This is a genomic window from Streptomyces sp. NPDC006691 (assembly GCF_042869955.1).
GTDB lineage: Bacteria > Actinomycetota > Actinomycetes > Streptomycetales > Streptomycetaceae > Streptomyces.
In genome coordinates, this window is the sequence record NZ_JBIAGW010000024.1 from 38,280 (window position 1) to 55,924 (window position 17,645).

The 17,645-nt window shown below is 71.2% G+C and carries 16 protein-coding genes; 12 read left to right on the top strand and 4 right to left on the bottom strand.

The genetic code is table 11. The annotated features are described in order from the left end of the window. Positions 1-59: 59 nt before the first annotated feature. On the bottom strand, positions 60-962 hold the full coding sequence (locus ACFYNP_RS33790; RefSeq protein ID WP_388790983.1) for an RNA polymerase sigma factor SigF: 903 nt from the start codon (positions 960-962) through the stop codon (positions 60-62). Between the two features lie 245 nt (positions 963-1,207). On the opposite strand from ACFYNP_RS33790, the gene ACFYNP_RS33795 reads away from it, so the two are divergent. The 6 genes from ACFYNP_RS33795 (at position 1,208) to ACFYNP_RS33820 (ending at position 7,075) form a co-directional block, all read left to right on the top strand. After that, on the top strand, positions 1,208-1,576 hold the full coding sequence (locus tag ACFYNP_RS33795; protein WP_382597246.1) for an STAS domain-containing protein: 369 nt from the start codon (positions 1,208-1,210) through the stop codon (positions 1,574-1,576). A gap of 64 nt (positions 1,577-1,640) precedes the next feature. After that, a complete protein-coding gene (locus tag ACFYNP_RS33800) occupies positions 1,641-2,150 on the top strand; it encodes an ATP-binding protein (protein ID WP_388416443.1) in 510 nt (169 codons plus the stop codon). A 540-nt stretch (positions 2,151-2,690) separates the two neighbouring features. Then, positions 2,691-3,401 carry a peptidase gene (locus ACFYNP_RS33805; RefSeq protein WP_388790985.1) on the top strand — a complete coding sequence of 237 codons (711 nt, stop codon included), beginning with the start codon at positions 2,691-2,693 and terminating at the stop codon, positions 3,399-3,401. Between the two features lie 175 nt (positions 3,402-3,576). Next, entirely contained in the window at positions 3,577-4,515 is a 939-nt protein-coding gene (locus ACFYNP_RS33810; protein ID WP_388790987.1) for a hypothetical protein, read from the top strand. Next, positions 4,512-5,627 (top strand): hypothetical protein, encoded by a 1,116-nt coding sequence (locus tag ACFYNP_RS33815; protein ID WP_388416434.1) that lies wholly within the window; start codon positions 4,512-4,514, stop codon positions 5,625-5,627. The genes ACFYNP_RS33810 and ACFYNP_RS33815 overlap by 4 nt, the downstream gene beginning before the upstream one ends. Positions 5,628-5,668: 41 nt before the next feature. Next, a complete protein-coding gene (locus ACFYNP_RS33820; RefSeq protein WP_388791047.1) occupies positions 5,669-7,075 on the top strand; it encodes a hypothetical protein in 1,407 nt (468 codons plus the stop codon). A gap of 70 nt (positions 7,076-7,145) precedes the next feature. Here ACFYNP_RS33820 and ACFYNP_RS33825 read toward each other — a convergent pair whose 3' ends face one another. Further along, positions 7,146-8,642, bottom strand: a complete 1,497-nt coding sequence (locus ACFYNP_RS33825) for a peptide MFS transporter (RefSeq protein WP_388416431.1) — start codon at positions 8,640-8,642, stop codon at positions 7,146-7,148. A 469-nt stretch (positions 8,643-9,111) separates the two neighbouring features. Here ACFYNP_RS33825 and ACFYNP_RS33830 point away from each other — a divergent pair, with 469 nt between their 5' ends. Together ACFYNP_RS33830 and ACFYNP_RS33835 are read left to right on the top strand one after the other, a co-directional pair. Beyond that, on the top strand, positions 9,112-9,789 hold the full coding sequence (locus tag ACFYNP_RS33830) for a response regulator transcription factor (protein WP_100574199.1): 678 nt from the start codon (positions 9,112-9,114) through the stop codon (positions 9,787-9,789). Positions 9,790-9,802: 13 nt separating this feature from the next. Next, complete coding sequence (locus ACFYNP_RS33835; protein WP_388416429.1) at positions 9,803-11,074, top strand: ATP-binding protein; 1,272 nt, start codon at positions 9,803-9,805, stop codon at positions 11,072-11,074. 91 nt (positions 11,075-11,165) lie between these two features. Here ACFYNP_RS33835 and ACFYNP_RS33840 read toward each other — a convergent pair whose 3' ends face one another. Next, complete coding sequence (locus tag ACFYNP_RS33840) at positions 11,166-11,669, bottom strand: GtrA family protein (protein WP_100574201.1); 504 nt, start codon at positions 11,667-11,669, stop codon at positions 11,166-11,168. A gap of 178 nt (positions 11,670-11,847) precedes the next feature. Here ACFYNP_RS33840 and ACFYNP_RS33845 point away from each other — a divergent pair, with 178 nt between their 5' ends. The 4 genes from ACFYNP_RS33845 (at position 11,848) to ACFYNP_RS33860 (ending at position 16,095) form a co-directional block, all read left to right on the top strand. After that, positions 11,848-12,978 (top strand): 5-(carboxyamino)imidazole ribonucleotide synthase, encoded by a 1,131-nt coding sequence (locus tag ACFYNP_RS33845; RefSeq protein ID WP_388416833.1) that lies wholly within the window; start codon positions 11,848-11,850, stop codon positions 12,976-12,978. Then, positions 12,975-13,514 carry a 5-(carboxyamino)imidazole ribonucleotide mutase gene (gene purE / locus ACFYNP_RS33850; RefSeq protein ID WP_100574202.1) on the top strand — a complete coding sequence of 180 codons (540 nt, stop codon included), beginning with the start codon at positions 12,975-12,977 and terminating at the stop codon, positions 13,512-13,514. Before ACFYNP_RS33845 ends, purE begins: the two co-directional genes overlap by 4 nt. 5 nt (positions 13,515-13,519) lie before the next feature. Further along, positions 13,520-14,716: a dipeptidase gene (locus ACFYNP_RS33855; RefSeq protein ID WP_388790989.1), complete on the top strand. Its 1,197-nt coding sequence runs from the start codon at positions 13,520-13,522 to the stop codon at positions 14,714-14,716. Between the two features lie 254 nt (positions 14,717-14,970). Then, positions 14,971-16,095: a dipeptidase gene (locus tag ACFYNP_RS33860; RefSeq protein ID WP_388790991.1), complete on the top strand. Its 1,125-nt coding sequence runs from the start codon at positions 14,971-14,973 to the stop codon at positions 16,093-16,095. 46 nt (positions 16,096-16,141) lie between these two features. On the opposite strand, the gene ACFYNP_RS33865 is transcribed toward ACFYNP_RS33860, so the two are convergent. Then, entirely contained in the window at positions 16,142-17,467 is a 1,326-nt protein-coding gene (locus ACFYNP_RS33865) for a UDP-glucose dehydrogenase family protein (protein ID WP_388416419.1), read from the bottom strand. Positions 17,468-17,645: the final 178 nt, after the last annotated feature.

Sequence of the window (17,645 nt, forward strand, 5' to 3'; positions counted from 1 at the left end):
GCGTCAACAACGCGGAAGGGCCCGCACCTCGACGGTGCGGGCCCTTCGGACAGCTGTGCTCACTCCTCGACGGTCAGCCCCTTGCGGAGCTTGCGCAGGGTGCGCGCGAGGAGCCGGGAGACGTGCATCTGGGAGATGCCGAGCTCCTCGCCGATCTCGGACTGCGTCATGTTGGCGACGAAGCGCAGCGACAGGATCTTCCGGTCCCGCGCGGGCAGTTCCGCGATCAACGGCTTCAGCGACTCGATGTACTCGACGCCTTCGAGGTCGTGGTCCTCGTAGCCGATGCGGTCGCTCAGCGCGCCTTCGGCGTCGTCCTCCTCGGGCTGGGCGTCCAGCGAGCTCGCGGTGTACGCGTTGCTCGCCGCCATGCCTTCGACGACTTCTTCCTTGGTGATGCCCAGGCGTTCGGCGAGCTCGCCCACCGTGGCCGAGCGGTCAAGCTGCTGGGCGAGTTCGTCGCCCGCCTTGGCGAGGTCCAGACGGAGCTCCTGGAGCCTGCGCGGAACCCGCACCGACCAGGAGGTGTCGCGGAAGAAGCGCTTGATCTCGCCGACGATGGTCGGCATCGCGAAGGTGGGGAATTCCACCCCGCGGTCGAACTCGAACCGGTCGATCGCCTTGATCAGACCGATCGTGCCGACCTGGACGATGTCCTCCATCGGCTCGCTGCGGGTGCGGAAGCGCGATGCGGCGAACTTGACCAGGGCGAGGTTCAGTTCGACCAGGGTGTTGCGCACGTAGGCGTGCTCGGGGGTGCCCTCTTCGAGTGCGTTCAGGCGCGCGAAGAGCGTCTTCGACAGTGCCCGGGCGTCGACGGGGCCGACCTCGGTGTAGGGCGGGATTTCGGGAAGTCCCTCAAGTCCCTCGGTTTCGTGCGATCGTGCATGTGGGGGGCGGATGTCCTGCGGTTCCTGCTTGATCGACGTATCCGCAAGCGATTCGTCGAGCCGGGGTGACATGGGTCTCCTCCATCGTTCTCGGCATATGGCTGCCGATGCCCATACGTGTTGTCCGCGGTGTGCGGCGCCTCCGTGGCCGGTCGTGTTGAATAGCTGTCCCTACTACCCCTACCCGCTTTAAGTAGGCTCTCGCAAGGCTTCTTTGTTGGTATATGTCTGTTTTGGTGTGATGTTCGGGTTCCAGATGGCGTAGGGAAGGCGTAGTGTTCCTGGGAAGTTACGACGAATCGGCGAAGAGGGACGGCATGGACCGCGGCACGGTCGGCAGCACGAATCGGGGCCGGCTCCGGGTCGGAGTCCGCACCGTTGGTCACAGCGAGGTTCTGACACCCGCGGGTGAGCTGGATCACCACACCGCGGATCTGCTCAGGGAGCCGCTGGAGGAAGCCCTCGACCAGGGGCGCATTCGGCTCGTCGTGGACTGTTCGCAGCTGGAGTTCTGCGACTCCACCGGGTTGAACGTGCTGCTCGGCGCCCGCCTCAAGGCGGAGGAGCTGGGCGGCGGGGTGCATCTGGTGGCCATGCAGCCCGTGGTGGCTCGGGTATTCGAGATCACGGGGGCGGAGGCGGTCTTCACCGTGCATGATTCGCTCGATACCGCTCTGAGTGACTGACCCGGATTCGTCCGGGCAGGAGACCAGACTGAAGACATTGGCGAATCGGTGAGGTGAAGCGCTGATGAGCACCACCCGGGAGCAGGCTCCGGGCGACCGTGGGCCCGAATCCCAAGGTGCCGGGCCCGACGCCGGGCTGTCGGAAAACGACAGCCCGGCCCCCGTAGTATCCGCACGCGTCCTGGAGCTGTCGGGGGCGAGCGGCATCGTTCCGATGGCCCGCGACTTCACCAGGCAGGCCCTCTACGACTGGGGCTGGCTCCCGGCGGCGACGGCCGAGGGCCGCGCCGCCTGCGAGGATGTGCTGCTCGTCGTCTCCGAGCTGGTGACCAACGCGTGCCTGCACGCCGAGGGTCCCGAGCGGCTGCGCGTCTCGCACACCGCGAAGGTGCTGCGCCTGGAGGTCAGCGACCTCGGTTCGGGCCAGCCCGCGCCCCGCACCCCGCACCGCGCGGGGCGACCCGGCGGACACGGCATGTTCATCGTGCAGCGCCTCTGCCTCGACTGGGGCGTGGTGCGCACACCGGGCGTGGCCGGCAAGACGGTCTGGGCGGAGCTGGCGGCCCCGGCGTAAGCCCTTCGTCGCCCTCGCCCTTTGGGCGAGGCCGGGGTGTCCGCGGGTTTCTCCCGCCTTCGACATGAGGGGCTCGGGCGTTTGCCGAGCCCCTCATGTCTGGTGTGCCGATCCACCGATCCATGGACGCCGGCCGATGTCATCGACCGGCGTCTCGCCTTCCCTTGCCCGCTCCTGCCGGCGGGCCCGGCCCCACGCGCCCGCCCGGCTCTCCGCGGGTCCCGCCGCCCGCTCCCCGCGGGGTCCGGCCCCTCGCTTCCGGAAGGGGCCGCCCCCCGATGCCCGGGATTCGGCCGGTCCCGGCGGCCCCGGCCGGTGCGCTCGCGCGGTCCCCTTCCGGCGCAACGCGGGGCACCCGGGTAACTCCTGTTCACGGTCACCCGTGCTCCGGGCCGCCGGGGCGCAGGCGTGCCCGGGCCTCGATCCGGCCCGTTCTTTGTCTTCCCTCGACAACCTCCCCGGCGTACCTTGAGCGCCCAATCTGATGTGCCGTCAGTAACTTGGCGGCCTCCGGCTCAACCGGCATAAGGGGAACCAGAGGTGTCGTACCGGAAGAGGACAGCCCTCGCGCTGGCGACGGCGGTGGCGGGCTCGGTGGTGCTGATCACCGCCCCCGCGGCCCAGGCGTCCGTCGTGGACGTGAACTACAACTGCCAGACCCCGATCGGGGCGAAGAGCGCCGTCTCGCCCATCGACATCAAGGCGGTCAAGAGCGGCAGTTCCTACAACGTGACCATGACCTTCCAGAAGGGTGTGTCCTCCAGCCCGGTCGCGCTCGGCGCCGGCGCGATGAACCCCAGCGCCCTGATCAACCTGGGCGGCGCCGACAAGGGCACCATCGCGGTCAAGGGCCCCGCGAACACCGCGGAGATTCCCGCCAACTCGCCCATCAAGATCAGCGACCTGTCGGGAACGTACGTACCCAAGGCCAACGGCAAGGTCACCCTCACGGCCGGCGTCCTCACCATCAAGGCGCTCGGCACCACCACGACCTGCACGGCCAGCAACAGCCCCGGCCCGTCCCTGGAGTTGGACGTCACCGGAGCCGCCGGCTCGGGCGGCAGCACCGGCAGCGGTGGCGGCGGCAGCACCGGCGGCAGCGGTGGCAGTACCAGTGGCGGCGCTCCGGCGGCCCTGCCCAAGACCGGCCCGCTCGACTCGGCCGTGGCGCTCGGCACGCTCGGCGGCACGGTCGTCCTGGTCGGCGCGGCCGGAGTGCTCTGGCTGACCCGGCGCAACCAACGGGCCTGAGTCCGTACGCCCACGAGGAGACCCCGCGAGGAAGCCTCATGAGCGAGCCGCACGAGGAAACGCCGCAAGCAGACCTCGCGGGCAACCCCAGCAGGCGAACCAACGACGAACCCCCGCAAGGGCACCCCGCAAGGGCACCCCGCAAGGAACCCGCCTCGCGTCCGAGGAGCCGCCGATGCGTCCGATCCGCCTGGCCCTGCCGGTCACGGCCCTGCTGCTGTGCGCCTTCTCGGCGCCCGCCGCCGTGGCCGCGCCGACAGCGAGCGGGGACTGGACCGCCGCGCCCGCATCCGGCGGCGGGACCCGCCCCAGCGCCGACGGGCGGCCCTACTTCTATCTGGAGGGACCGCCCGGCGCGGTCCTTGAGGACACCGTCTCGCTGAGCAACCCCTCCGGCGCCCCGCTCACCGTGAGGCTGCGCGGCGCCGCCGCCTACAACGCCACCAACGGGGACTTCGCCGTGCGCCCGACCCCCGACCCCTGGATCGCCCTCGCCGCACCCGAGGTCAGGATCCCGCCGCACACCCGCGCCGACGTACCGTTCGCCGTCACCGTCCCGTCCGGCGCGCAGCCCGGGGACCACCCCGCCGCCCTGCTGGCCGAAGCGGGCGGACGCCAGGTCGGGGTGCGTCTCCAACTCCGCGTAGCGGGCCCGACGTTGAGCGCCCTCACCGTGGAGTCCGTACGCGTCGACAAGGCCCACGGGCTGATCCGGTACGCCCTGGTCAACCGCGGCAACACCGACCTGGCCCCGAGCCTCGCGCTGCGCGCCGACGGCGTGTTCGGGCGCGGGCCGAACCACCCCGCCAAGGCGCTGCCCGTCGAGCTCCTGCCCGGCCAGCGCGTCGAACTGAGCGAACCCTGGCCGCATCCGCCCGCCCTCGACCGGGTCACCGTACGGCTCGACGTGACCGCGGACGGCGGGGCCCACGCCACGGCCCGGGCGAGCGCCGTCTTCGTGCCGTGGGGCGCGGTCGCCGGGGCGGCTCTGGTGGCCCTCGGCGGCGTGGCAGCCGCCCTCCGGCTGGTCCGGCGCCATCGGCGGCGCTCCGCCGAGCCGGTCGAAGTCCCGCTAGTGGAACGCGAGTTGGCGCAGACAGGAGCCCCTCAGTGAAGCCACGTCCCGGGGGCGCGGCCCTCGCCCCGCTGCTGGCCGGTCTGCTGTCCTGCCTGCTCGCCCTGCTGATCACCGGATCCTCGTACGCGGCCCCGATGGTGCCCGGGCGCAGCGTGGCGCTCTCCCGGAGCGAGGTCCCCAAGGGGGCGGACATCACCGTCACCGGCAAGGGGTGGCGGCCCGGGGCGCTGCTCATGCTCCTCGTGTGCGGGGAGTCCAACCCCGAGCTCGGCGTCATCGGCGGCACCAACTCCTGCTCCAACGCGGACGGTCAGGCCGTCACCACCGACGACAAGGGGTCCTTCAGCAAGGTCCTCTCGGCCGCGCCGCCGCCCAAGCCCTGCCCGTGCGTCGTCCATGTGGCGACCGTGCAGGGCGAACAGGCCGTGGTGGACACCGAGTTGAAGATCACGGGGCATCCCGAGGAGCCGTTGCCCGCTGCCGGCGCGGGCAAGCTCGCGGTGCTCACCGAGCCGCGCCTGGACGGCAGCGGCTCGCTGCTCACCTGGTTCGGCGCGCCGCCCGCCCGCACCCTGGTCTTCACCGTCGGCAACCTGGGCTCGGGCCCCGTCAAGGATCCCGTGTTCCAACTCGGCACCGCCCACGGCGTGTTCGCGCCCCAGTGGGAGGACCGGCAGTGGAAGGGCACCATCCAGGCCGGCCAGAAGGCCGAGATCAAACTCGACTTCGAGCTGTCGCCCGGCGCCCACGGCGACTACCAGGTCTCACTCCAGTACGCGAAGAAGCTGCTCGCCACCGAGCCGTGGGGCGTGGACCGGCCCTGGGGCGTCACGCTCTTCTGGATCCTGCTCTGCCTGGTGGTGCCCGCCGCCGTCTTCCGCATCGGCATGGTCGTCGTCGACCGGCTGCGCCCGCGCGTCCCCCGGCGTTCCGAGCAGGCCCGCCACCGGGGCGTACGGCTGCCCGACGTGACCGTGAGGCTGCCGAAGGTGCGCCGGACGCCGGCCGAAGGCCCACCGCCCGCCGGAGGCCCGCCGCCTGCCGCGCCCGCCCCCGATCCGGGCGCCGCCCCGCACGGAACCACGGCCGCGCTGCCGTGGTTCACCCCCGACTCCGCACCGTCCGAGAACCACCCCAACCGTCCGTAACGTTCCACGACGAAGGGAAATCCGTGACCACGCAACGGAGGATGAGCGCGGCCGGTCTCGCGCTGATGCTCGGCGGCGCGGGGATCATGCTGGCCGCAGGTCCCGCACAAGCAGCCGAAGTCTCGTACGCCACCGAGTGCATACCGCCGTCCATCTCCGGTCTGCCGCCGGTCGAAGGTACGACGAAGGTGCAGATCACCGCGCCCGCCACGGCCAAGGTGGGCGACGAGGTGGACGTCGTCTGGAAGTTCACCCAGGCCGCCTCGAACAACCCGAACGTCCTCGACCTCAACAAGGACGTCGTCCAGCCCACCGGCACCCTGAAGGCGGCGGGCGCGCAGACCGCGGACATCGCGATGAAGGGCCCGCGGCAGAACCCGCCCATCCCCAAGAACAGCCCGATGGTCCTCTCGGACATGACGGCCAAGCTGAAGCTGACCAAGGCCGGTGACGTCACGCTGACGCCGGACGCCTACAACATCAACGTCAACCAGATCATGTCGACGGACACCAAGTGCACGCCGAAGGCGACGGTCGGCGTCTCCGCGACGATCAAGGTGACGGACGCGGGCGGCACCACCGGTGGCTCGACGACCGGGGGCACGACGACGTCCGGGGGCACCACGGGCTCGACCACCTCGGGCGGCACCACCGGGTCCACCACCTCGGGCGCCACGACGACTTCCGGCGGCACCACCGGCGGGTCCACGTCCGGCGGATCGACCTCCGGCGGCACCACGAGCGGCGGGACCATCTCCGGCGGGACCACCGGAGGCAGCGGGGGCCAGACCGACTTCCCGGGCAAGGAGGTCGCCGTCAACTTCGCCTGCACCTCGCCCGGACCGGCCAGTATCCAGTCCAAGGTGACCATCAACGCCAAGAAGAGCGGCGGGAGTTACGGCCTGACGGTCAAGACGGCCAAGGGCGTCATGAACAGCCCGGCCGACCTTCCGGCGGGCGCGCTCAAGCCGTCCATGCAGGTCGTCGTCGGCGGCGCCGACAAGGGCACGGTGGCCGTCACCGGCCCGGCCAACCCCGACCCGATCAAGTCGGGCGCCCCGGTCAGCCTCACCGACATGACGGGTACCTACAAGCCGGGCGCCTCCGGCAAGTCGACGCTGAGCCCGGGCGACCTGTCCATCGACGTGACGCTCGGCGGCTCCCCGATCCACATCCCGTGCAAGGTCTCCGGCTCGGCGCCCGTCTCCCTGGAACTGGACACCTCGGCCCAGCCCGGCGGCGCGGCGGGCGGCAGTGGCGCGGCGGGCGGCTCGGCGGCCACCGGCGGATCCAGCGCCTCCACGGCCGGCTCCGGCGGCCTCGCCCAGACCGGCGCGAGCGACAACGGCGCCCTGCGCGCGCTCGGCCTGGTCGCGGGCACCGTGCTGCTGCTCGGCGGCGCGATCTTCACCTTCACCCCGTGGAAGCGGCTGCGCGGCACGCGCTGACGCCCCCGGCAAAGCGAAGGGCCGCCGCACCTTTTCGGTGCGGCGGCCCTTCACAGGCGTACGGAGCGCGTCAGTTGACGCTGCCCATCAGCCGCTTGACCTTGTTGCGGTACATCCAGATGCCGATGCCCGCCACGACCGCCACGACCGCCTCGACGCTGACCGCGCCGACGGTGTTGAGGTTGACGTTGAGCTGCGGCGAGGTGAGCAGACCGGCCAGGGAGTCACCGGCGGTGACCGCGAGGAACCAGACGCCCATCATCTGCGAGCTGTACTTCGCCGGGGCCATCTTCGTGGTGACGGAGAGGCCGACCGGGGACAGGCACAGCTCACCCACGGTCTGGACGAAGTAGATGGCCACCAGCCACATCGGGCTGACCCGGCCGCCGTTGTTCGCGGTGTCGATCAGCGGGATGAGGAAGACGACGAAGGAGATGCCGATCAGCGCGAGGCTGGAGGCGAACTTCACCGCCGTGCTCGGCTCCTTGCCGCGCTTGTTCAGCCACAGCCAGCCCGAGGCCACGAGGGGGGCCAGCGCCATGATGAACACCGGGTTCAGCGACTGGTACCAGGACGTCGGGAAGTGGAAGCCCAGCAGGTCGTTGGTGGTCGAGTTCTTGCCGAAGATCGACAGCGTCGAGCCGTTCTGGTCGTAGATCATCCAGAAGACGGCGGCGACGACGAAGAACCAGACGTAACCCGAGAGCTTGGACTGCTCGACCTCGCTGAGGTCCTTGTCGCGCTTCATGCGGGCCAGAACGGCGATCGGGATGACCAGACCGGCGATGGTGACCGGCATCATCGCCCAGTCGGCGAAGTTCCCCGTCACGGCGAGGCCGATGTAGAGGGCCGCGGCGACGATCAGCCAGATCAGCCCCTTGCGGAGCACGGACCGCTTCTCCTCCTGCGTCACGGGCTGAGCGACGACGTCGCTCTCCGCGCTCAGGTGGCGGGAGCCGAGCAGGAACTGGGCGAGGCCCAGCGCCATGCCGATCGCGGCGAGGGTGAAGCCGAAGTGCCAGTTGACCTTCTCGCCGACGGTGCCGATGGACAGCGGGGCGAGGAAGGCACCCATGTTGATGCCGATGTAGAAGAGCGTGAAGCCACCGTCACGACGCGGGTCCTCGGGACCCTTGTAGAGGTGACCGACCATCGTCGAGATGTTGGCCTTCAGGAGGCCGGAGCCCAGCGCGACCAGCACGAGACCCGCGAAGAACGAGGGCGTCGAGGGAACCGCCAGCGTGATGTGGCCGAGGATGACGATGCCGGCGCCGATCGCGACCGTCTTGCGCGGACCCCAGAAGCGGTCCGCGATCCAGCCGCCCGGCATGGCGAGCAGGTAGACCATCGCCATGTAGACGGAGTAGATCGCGGTGGCGGTGGTGGGATTCATGTGAAGGCCACCGGGCGCGATCAAGTACAGCGGGAGCAGGGCCTTCATGCCGTAGAAGCTGTACCGCTCCCACATCTCGGTCATGAACAGAGTGGCCAGGCCGCGGGGGTGGCCGAAGAAGGTCTTCTCGCTGCCAGTGGTACTGGCGGAGTCCTTCGTCAGGCTGGACGCCATGGTCGATCCTTGCTTGCTCGGGACGCGCGCTTCGTGAGCGTTGAGTCGCGCCCGGTGGGGGAGGGCCGGCACCGGCATGGCAGCCGTCCCCCCGACGCCTTCGGGGTCCGGCTCCGTGGGGGAGCGCGGAACGGACGGACCACACCGGGATCCACACCCCGTGCGCTTCGTCGCGCTGGGGCCCGGCCCGTAGGTCATTCACTGATCTCAAGACTGGCTCAGCCGGTCTTGTGCAGAAAAGAGACCCTTGGCGCGCCAAGCAGGCCAAAGGTCCTTGAGTAGTGCTATAGGCGTCGGGACACCATACGTCACCACACTGCGGCATATGGAAGGACTTGAGACATGGATCACAGGCTTCCCTGGAACCGCTCACCCATATTCGAAGGTGTTAAACAAGATCACTCCACAGAGCCGCAGGGCGGGTGGATCACCTGACGCATTGTCGCCGTCGCGGACTACCATCACCTCCATGACCCGTGTACTGCTCGCCGAGGACGACGCGTCCATCTCGGAGCCGCTGGCCCGCGCCCTGCGCAGGGAGGGATACGAGGTCGAGGTGCGCGAGGACGGCCCGACCGCCCTCGACGCCGGACTGCAGGGGGGCGCCGACCTGGTCGTGCTCGACCTGGGGCTCCCCGGCATGGACGGCCTCGAAGTCGCCCGGAGGCTGCGCTCCGAGGGACACACCGTCCCCATCCTCGTGCTCACCGCCCGCGCCGATGAAGTGGACACCGTGGTCGGCCTCGACGCCGGTGCCGACGACTATGTGACCAAGCCCTTCCGGCTGGCCGAACTCCTCGCGAGGGTCCGGGCGCTGCTGCGGCGCGGGGCCACCGAGCCGGCGCCCCAGCCCGCCACCCACGGCGTGCGGATCGACGTCGAGTCGCACCGCGCCTGGATGGGCGACGAGGAGCTCCAGCTCACCGCCAAGGAGTTCGACCTGCTGCGGGTCCTGGTCCGGGACGCGGGCCGGGTGGTGACCCGCGATCAGCTGATGCGCGAGGTCTGGGACACCACCTGGTGGTCCTCGACCAAGACGCTCGACATGCACATCTCGTGGCTGCGCAAGAAGCTCGGCGACGACGCGGCCAACCCGCGCTACATCGCCACCGTCCGCGGAGTCGGCTTCCGCTTCGAGAAGAGTTAGAGCACCTCCGCACATGCGCCGTCGGCTGATCAACTCCACACTCGCGGTCGTTCTCGTGGTGATCGCGGTCTTCGGCGTCTCCCTCGTCATCGTCGAGACCCGGACCATCAGCAGCAGTGCCCAGGAGAGCGTCAACTCCGAGGCGCTGCGGCTGGTGTCCGTCGTCGACAGCCGCACCCTGGCGAACGAGACGATCAACGCGCAGGTCCTGAACGAACAGATCGACCCCAAGCGCTACGCCCGCATCGCGATCCCCGGCCGCCCGGTGATGGAGATCGGGCAGAAGCCCGAGGGCACGGTCATCAAGGGCACCGCCGTGGGCGAGCGCGGCGAGTCCGTCCTGGTCGAGGAGTCCCGCTCCACGGTCACCAAGGAGGTCGGGCGCACGCTGCTGATCATCGGCGCGGTCGCCCTGCTCGCCATCGTGTCCGCGGTACTCCTCGCCGTACGCCAGGCCAACAAGCTGGCCTCCCCGCTCACCGACCTCGCCGAGACCGCCGAGCGGCTCGGCTCGGGCGACCCGCGCCCGCGGCACAAGCGGTACGGGGTGCCCGAGCTGGACCGGGTCGCCGATGTGCTCGACTCCTCGGCCGACCGGATCGGCCGGATGCTCACGGCGGAGCGGCGGCTCGCGGCCGACGCCTCGCACCAGCTGCGCACGCCGCTGACGGCGCTGTCCATGCGCCTGGAGGAGATCGCCCTCACCGACGACCTCGACACGGTCAAGGACGAGGCCACGATCGCGCTCACCCAGGTCGAGCGGCTCACCGACGTGGTGGAGCGGCTCCTCACCAACAGCCGTGATCCGCGCACCGGTTCGGCCGTGGTCTTCTCGCTCGACGAGGTCGTCAAGCAGCAGCTGGAGGAGTGGCGCCCGGCCTACCGCGGCGAGGGCCGCGCGATCGTCCGCTCCGGCAAGACCGGCCTCAAGGCGGTCGGCACCCCCGGCGCGGTCGCCCAGGTGCTCGCCGCGCTGATCGAGAACTCCCTGATGCACGGCGGCGGCACGGTCGCGGTGCGCACCCGCGTCACCGGCAACCAGGCCGTGGTCGAGGTCACCGACGAGGGCCCCGGAGTGCGGCCCGACCTGGGTGCGCGGATCTTCGAGCGGACCATCAGCGGCCGCAACTCCACGGGCATCGGCCTCGCGGTCGCCCGCGATCTGGCGGAGGCCGACGGGGGACGCCTTGAGATGCTCCAGCAGCAGCCGGCCGTGTTCGCGCTCTTCCTCAGCCGCGAGGCGCGCGGCCACCGGGAGCCGGAGCGTACGACGACGATCCGCTGAGCCGACGATCCGCTGGGCCCCGGAAGCGGCCGGCCAGGACCCGGAAGCGGCCCGGGGGCCTGCTCGGGGGTGCGGTCAGTGGGGCCGACGGTCAGTGCTTGGCGGGGACGGCGGGCCGGGGGTCGTCGAGAAACGATTCGGCCGTCTGTACTGCCTCCCGGGCCGGGAGCGCGCGGAACACCCAGGTGCGGTAGGACCAGAACCGGAACAGGGTGCCGAGCCCGATGCCGAGGAACTTGAAGAAGTTGTTCTGCCACGGGCTGTTCCACTCGAAGCCGTACGTCGCCACGTACAGGATTCCGTTCTCGATCACCGCGCCGACGACGCTGAACAGCAGGAACAGCGTGAGCTCACGGGCCCGGCCGCTCTTCTCACGGTCGCGGTAGGCGAAGTAGCGGAAGCCCACGTAGTTGAACGCGATCGCGATCGCGGTGGCCAGCAGACTGGCCCGCACCACCTGGAGGTCGGTCGCGTGCCGCAGCAGGTTGAAGGCGCCCATGTTCACGAGCACCCCGAGACCGCCCACGGCGCCGAATTTGGCGACCTCGCGGACGAGCAGTCGCAGCCGCGATGGCGACGCGCCCTGTGCACTCATGGTGATCGCCCAGCCCCGTCCGAGTCGGTGTGCTTTTCGTGCCAGTCAACCCGCCCATGCTAACCACCCCCCCTGTGCATTGCCCGTGGGCACCCGGATTCCGCGCACCGGAACCCGGCCCTGGAGGGCCCGCCGGGGCGGCGGATACCCTGGAGGCGTGACGTTCCCGGTAGTCGGCATGGTCGGCGGCGGTCAGCTCGCCCGCATGACCCACGAGGCGGGTATCCCCCTCGGCATCAGATTCAAGCTCCTCAGTGACACCCCGCAGGACTCGGCGGCCCAGGTGGTGAGCGAGGTCGTCGTCGGCGACTATCGCGACCTGGACACGCTGCGTGACTTCGCGCGCGGCTGTGACGTGATCACCTTCGATCACGAGCACGTGCCGACCGAGCACCTACGGGCCCTGGAAGCGGACGGCATCGCCGTCCGGCCGGGGCCCGACGCGTTGGTGCACGCCCACGACAAGGGGGTGATGCGCGCCCGGCTCAGCGCGATCGGCGCGCCCTGCCCCCGCCACCGCATCGTGGCCGATCCCGCGGACGTGAGCGCGTTCGCCGCGGAGGGCGACGGCTATCCCGTCATCCTCAAGACGGTGGTCGGCGGCTACGACGGCAAGGGCGTGTGGTTCGTGCGCTCCGAGGCGGACGCGGCCGACGCCTTCAAGGCGGGCGTCGACGTCCTCGCCGAGGAGAAGGTCGACTTCGTGCGGGAGCTGGCGGCCAACGTCGTACGGTCCCCCAGCGACCAGGCCGTGGCCTACCCGGTCGTCGAGTCGATCCAGGTCGACGGGGTCTGCGACACGGTGATCGCCCCCGCGCCGGACCTCGGCGACGAGCTGGCGGGCGAGGCACAGCAGCTCGCCCTGCGCATCGCGTCCGAGCTCGGTGTCGTCGGCCACCTCGCGGTCGAGCTGTTCGAGATCCGCGACGCCGACGGGGTGCCCGGCATCCTCGTCAACGAGCTGGCGATGCGCCCGCACAACTCCGGCCACTGGACCCAGGACGGCGCGATCACCTCGCAGTTCGCCAACCACGTCCGCGCCGTCCTCGACCTCCCCCTGGGCGACCCGCGCCCGCGGTCGAAGTGGACCGTGATGTGCAACGTGCTCGGCGGCGACTACCCGGACATGTACTACGCGTACCTGCACTGCATGGCCCGCGACCCGCAGCTCAAGATCCACATGTATGGCAAGGACGTGAAGCCGGGCCGCAAGGTGGGCCACGTCAACACCTACGGCGACGACCTCGCGGAGGTCCGCGAGCGGGCCCGCCACGCAGCCGACTACCTCAGGGGAACGATCACCGAATGAGCACCACCAGCAACGCCGGTCCGGTCGTCGGCATCGTCATGGGCTCGGACTCCGACTGGCCGGTCATGGAGGCCGCGGCCAAGGCGCTGGACGAGTTCGAGATCCGCTACGAGGTCGACGTCGTCTCCGCGCACCGGATGCCGCGCGAGATGATCGCGTACGGCGAGGAGGCCGCGGGCCGCGGCCTGAAGGCGATCATCGCGGGCGCGGGCGGCGCCGCCCACCTGCCCGGCATGCTCGCCTCCGTGACCCCGCTCCCGGTCATCGGCGTCCCCGTCCCGCTCAAGTACCTGGACGGCATGGACTCGCTGCTCTCCATCGTGCAGATGCCCGCGGGCGTGCCGGTCGCCACCGTGTCGGTCGGCGGCGCGCGCAACGCGGGGCTGCTCGCGGCCCGCATCCTGGCCACCCAGGATCCCGAACTCCTCGCCCGCATGCGGGAGTTCCAGCAGGAGCTGAACGACCAGGCCACCGAGAAGGGCAAGCGGCTGCGGGCGAAGGTCGAGGGTTCGGGCGCCTTCGGATTCGGAAAGTGAGTCCCATGACACCTGCCACGACTCATCTCGACGAAGCCCGCGCGCTGCTCGCCGCGCACCCCGTGGTCGACGGCCACAACGACCTGCCCTGGGCCCTGCGCGCGAAGGCCCGCTACGACCTGGACCGCTGCGACCTGGCGACCGACCTGACCGGCCGCACCCACACCGACCTCGCCCGGCTGCGGGCCGGCGGGGTCGGGGCGCAGTTCTGGTCCGTGTACGTACGGACCGACCTGGCCGGTGACGAGGCGGTCAGCGCGACCCTGGAGCAGATCGACTGCGTCGACCAGATGCTGGCGCGCTACCCCGGCGACCTGGCGCCCGCGCTGACGGCGGACGACATGGAGAAGGCCCGCGCCGAGGGCCGCATCGCCTCGCTCAAGGGTGCCGAGGGCGGCCACTCGATCAACAACTCCCTCGCCACGCTGCGCGCGCTGTACGCGCTGGGCGTGCGCTATATGACCCTGACCCACAACGACAATCTCGCGTGGGCGGACTCGGCGACGGACGAGCCGGGCGTGGGCGGGCTCTCGCCGTTCGGCCACGAGGTCGTGCGCGAGATGAACCGCATGGGCATGCTGGTGGACCTCTCGCACGTGGCGGCGACGACGATGCGGGACGCGCTGTCGACGTCGGTGGCCCCGGTGATCTTCTCCCACTCCTCCGCGCGGGCAATCTGCGACCATCCGCGCAACGTCCCGGACGACGTGCTCGCCCAGCTGCCCGGCAACGGCGGCGTGGCGATGGCGACGTTCGTGCCGAAGTTCATCCTGCCGGCGGCGGTGGCGTGGACGCGGGCGGCGGACGAGAACCTGCGGGCGCACGGGCTGCACCACCTGGACACCTCGCCCGAGGCGATGAAGCTGCACGAGGCGTTCGAGGCGGCGAATCCGCGGCCGGTCGCCACGGCCGCGACCGTGGCGGACCACCTCGACCACATGCGGGAGGTCGCGGGCGTCGACCACATCGGGCTCGGCGGCGACTTCGACGGCACGGCCTTCACCCCGGCCGGCCTGGACGACGTCTCGGGCTACCCGAACCTGGTGGCCGAGCTCCTCTCCCGCGGCTGGTCCTCGGCGGACCTGGCGAAGCTGACGTGGTCCAACGCGGTACGGGCCCTGCGTGACGCGGAGTCGGTCGCGGCCGACCAGTCCGCCCGGCGCGGCCCCTCCAACGCGACCCTGGCGGACCTGGACGGCTAGCCCTCCCGAGCGCCGAGCCTTCCCGGTGCGGGCTCGCATCGTGGCATTTCAGCCTGTCCGGCGTTTGAGGACGAGCGCCGTTCAGGCGCGAACGGGGTCTGGGGCGGAGCCCCAGGGGCTCGCGGGGTGAGGGGCTCGCGGGGTCCGGGGGCGGAGCCCTCGGGGTCCCCCGAACGCGCCGTCCGCCGTGACCCGCCCGCCCCGCCGTGACACCGTGGCCGTACTGCCGTCACCGCCGATACCGGGAGCCCGTCATGGCAGATCTGCAGGACGACCCCCAGAGCACCTCGGCGGTCGGCGAACTCGACACGCCGGCCGCCGCACCCCCGGACCCGGCACCCGCCCCGGACACCGACGACCGCCTCGGCCGCGCCCGCGACCTGCTCGCCGCGCACCCCGTGGCGGACGGGCACAACACCTTGGCGAAGGCCCTCGCGCAGGCCCCCTGGCACGACCTGGAGGTCGGTGAGAGCTCGCTCGACACGGATCTGCCCCGGCTCCGGGCCGGCGGCGTCGGCGCGCAGTTCTGGGCGCTGACCTCCGACCCCGGCTGCCCCGACCCGGCCGGCGCCACCCTGGAACGGCTCGACCGGATCCGTACCCTGATCGCCGCCTCCCCCGAGTGGCTGCGCCTCGCGCTGACCGCCGGGGACCTCGCGGACGCCCGCAACTGCGGCCGCATCGCCTCGTTCCTCGGCCCGGTCGCGGCCCACGCCCTCGGCAACTCCCTCGGCACCCTGCGGGCCTACCACGTGCTCGGCGTACGGGCACTGGCCCTGACCCCGGGGACCCCCTGGACCGAGCCGGGCCTGAGCCGCTTCGGTCTGGAGGTGGTGCGCGAGTCGAACCGGCTGGGGATACTGCTCGACCTGTCCGGCGCCGCCCCCGCCACCTGGCGCCGCACGCTGGACGCCTCGAAGGCGCCCGCGCTGCTGTCGCGCTCGGCGGCGGCCTCGCTCACCCAGCACCCCCTGAACGCCTCCGACGACCTGCTGAAGGCGCTGGGTCACCAGGGCGGGGTCTGTCTGGTGAGCTTCGCCCCGGAGCAGATCGAGCGGGGCGGCCCGGCCGTCTCCGTACGCGATGTGGCGGACCACATCGAGCGGGTGCGCGAGGTGGCCGGGCCGGCCCATGTGGGGCTCTCGGGGACGTACGGGCTGATCACCGGGGCGCCGCGCACCACCGGCCTTGAGGATGCCTCCTGCTATCCCACCCTGATCGCCGAGCTCCTCGACCGGGGCTGGACCGATTCCGAGGTCGCCGCGCTGACCTGGGAGAACCTCGCCCGGGTGATCCGGGACGTGGAGTTCACGGCCCGGGCGACCGCCCCTCGCAGGGCCGCGTCGAGCGCCACCATCGAGGACCTCGACGGGGCGTAGGCGCAGGGCTCAAGGCACGGAGGCGCGGGGCTCAAGGCCGCCGGGCTCAGGCGCGCGGGCGGCCCATCGCGCGGTAGGTCCAGCCCGCGTCCCGCCACTTGGCCGGGTCGAGCGCGTTGCGGCCGTCCAGGATGATCCGGGTGGCAGCGGCCCCGGCCAGCTCGGCCGGGTCGAGCTCGCGGAACTCGCGCCACTCGGTGAGGTGCAGGACGACATCGGCGCCGCGTACCGCGTCGAGGGCGGTCGGCGCGTAGCCGAGCGTGGGGAAGAGGCGGCGGGCGTTGTCCATGCCCTTCGGGTCGTACACCGTGACCTGGCCGCCCTGGAGGTGGATCTGCCCGGCGACGTTCAGCGCGGGGGAGTCCCGTACGTCGTCGGAGTCGGGCTTGAAGGTGGCGCCGAGCACCGCGACCCGCTTGCCGAGGAAGGTCTCGCCGCCCACCGCCTCGCGGGCCAGCTCCACCATGTGGCCGCGCCGGCGCATGTTGACCGAGTCGACCTCGCGCAGGAAGGTCAGCGCCTGGTCGGCGCCGAGCTCGCCGGCCCGGGCCATGAACGCCCGGATGTCCTTGGGCAGGCAGCCGCCGCCGAAGCCGATGCCGGCCCGCAGGAACTTCTTGCCGATCCGCTCGTCGTGGCCGATGGCCTCGGCGAGCTTCACCACGTCGCCGTCGGCGGCCTCGCACACCTCGGCCATGGCGTTGATGAACGAGATCTTGGTGGCGAGGAAGGAGTTGGCGGCCGTCTTGACCAGCTCGGCGGTCGGGAAGTCGGTCACCACGAACGGCGAGCCCTCGCCGATGGGGCCCGCGTACACCTCGCGCAGCAGCTTCTCGGCGCGCTCGCTCTCCACGCCGACCACGAGCCGGTCCGGGTGCAGGGTGTCGTCGACGGCGAAGCCCTCGCGCAGGAACTCCGGGTTCCACGCCAGCTCCACACCCTCGGGCAGGGTCTCGGCGAGCCGGGCCGCCGAGCCGACCGGCACGGTGGACTTGCCCACGACGAGCGCGCCCTCGCGCAGATGCGGGGCGAGCGAGCCGAAGGCGGCGTCGACGTAGCTCATGTCACAGGCGTACTCGCCGTGCTTCTGCGGGGTGTTCACACACACGAAGTGGACGTCGCCGAACGCGCCGACCTCCTCCCAGGAGGTGGTGAAGCGCAGCCGCCCGCTCGCGCCCTCGATGCCCGCGACGTGCTTGCGGAGCAGTTCTTCGAGGCCGGGCTCGTACATGGGGACGCGCCCCTGGCCCAGCATCTCGATCTTCTCCGGGACCACATCGAGGCCGAGCACCTCGAATCCCAGCTCCGCCATGGCCGCGGCATGGGTGGCTCCGAGGTATCCGGTGCCGATCACGGTGATCTTGAGGGCCATGCGGTGCTCCTGGAAGTACGGGCTCGGGAGGCGGGCTCGGGCATACGGGCGACAAACGCGCTGCCCGAGCATAGTCGGGCCCGGTCGGGGCCCCTTTTTCGGGCTGTCGCCAAGCTCACGTATGCCTGCGGCCGTCCCGCCCCCTAAAATTAGGTTACTTAACGGTAGTTAGCGTCCC